At 65.1% G+C, this 1,388-nt stretch carries 1 protein-coding gene; it reads right to left on the bottom strand.

Annotated elements, in window-relative coordinates:
* Nucleotides 1-1,358, bottom strand: a 1,358-nt coding sequence (locus O7A60_RS31650) for a glutamate synthase subunit beta (RefSeq protein WP_337109570.1), incomplete at its 3' end; no start/stop codon positions are given.
* Nucleotides 1,359-1,388: the final 30 nt, after the last annotated feature.

The raw sequence follows: 1,388 nt of genomic DNA, 5'->3' as shown, positions 1-1,388 counted from the left end.
CGGCGCACATCGCCCGCCGCGTAGAGCCGGTCGACGCTGGTCCTGTAGTCGCGGTCGTTGGCCTCGACATTCCTGGAACGGCGGCTGTCCGTGGTGATCTTCATCTCACCCTCCAATTCCGCCGCGACCCCTCCCATCGCCGGGCCGGCAAAGCCGATGGCGATGAAGGCAAGATCGGCGCGGATGACGAATTCGGTGCCGGCGATCGGCTTGCGCTTCTCGTCGACCTCGCAGCACTTGACGCCGGTGAGCTGGCCTTCCTCGCCGATGAATTCGAGAGTCGCCACCTGGAATTCGCGTTCGGCGCCCTCAGCCTGCGAGGACGAGGTACGCATCTTCGTTGCCCAGTAGGGCCAGACGGAGAGCTTGTCTTCCTTCTCGGGCGGCTGCGGGCGGATGTCGAGTTGGGTGACGCGCACCGCACCCTGGCGGAAGGCTGTGCCGACGCAGTCGGACGCGGTATCGCCGCCACCGACGACGACGACGTGCTGGCCACCGGCGATGATCGGATGCGACGGCCACGCCACGGACTGGATCGGCTCGCCGCCGACGCGGCGGTTCTGCTGCACCAGATAGGGCATCGCGTCATGCACGCCGCCGAGATCGTCGCCGGGAATTCCGGCCGCGCGCGGCGTTTCCGAGCCGCCACAATAGAGCACGGCATCATGTTCGGTCAGCAGTTCCGCGACGGGCTTGTCGACGCCGACATTGACGCCGCAATGGAAGGTGACGCCCTCGCCCTGCATCTGTTCGATGCGCCGATCGATATAGTGCTTCTCGATCTTGAAGTCGGGAATACCGTAACGCATCAGCCCGCCGGGGCGGCTCTCGCGCTCGTAGACATGCACGTCGTGGCCAGCGCGGCCAAGCTGCTGGGCGGCCGCCATGCCGGCCGGTCCGGAGCCGATGATGGCGACCCGCTTGCCGGTCTTCTTCTCCGGCGGATAGGGCCTGATATGCCCGGTCTCGTAAGCCTTGTCCGCGATCGCCTGCTCCACCGTCTTGATGGCGACTGGAATGTCCTCGAGGTTGAGCGTGCAGGCTTCCTCGCAGGGTGCCGGACAGATGCGGCCGGTGAACTCCGGGAAATTGTTGGTCGAGTGCAGGTTGCGGATCGCGTTGTCCCAGTCCCTGTTGTAGACGAGGTCGTTCCAGTCGGGGATCTGGTTGTGGATCGGGCAGCCCGTCGGTCCGTGGCAGAACGGAATGCCGCAATCCATGCAGCGCGCGGCCTGTTTCTCGACCTCCTTGTCCGACATCGGCAGCGTGAACTCGCGGAAGTGCCGAATGCGGTCCGAGGCTGGCTGGTACTTGTGCACCTGCCGGTCGATTTCGAGAAAGCCTGTTACCTTGCCCATAGTCCAGTTCCTGCTGTCCAGATGGTGCGG

The sequence above is a fragment of the Mesorhizobium salmacidum (SeqCode) genome (assembly GCF_037179605.1).
GTDB classification, from domain to species: domain Bacteria; phylum Pseudomonadota; class Alphaproteobacteria; order Rhizobiales; family Rhizobiaceae; genus Mesorhizobium; species Mesorhizobium salmacidum.
The sequence above is the reverse complement of the archived record's forward strand: the minus strand, read 5'-3'. Positions and strand labels throughout refer to the sequence as shown.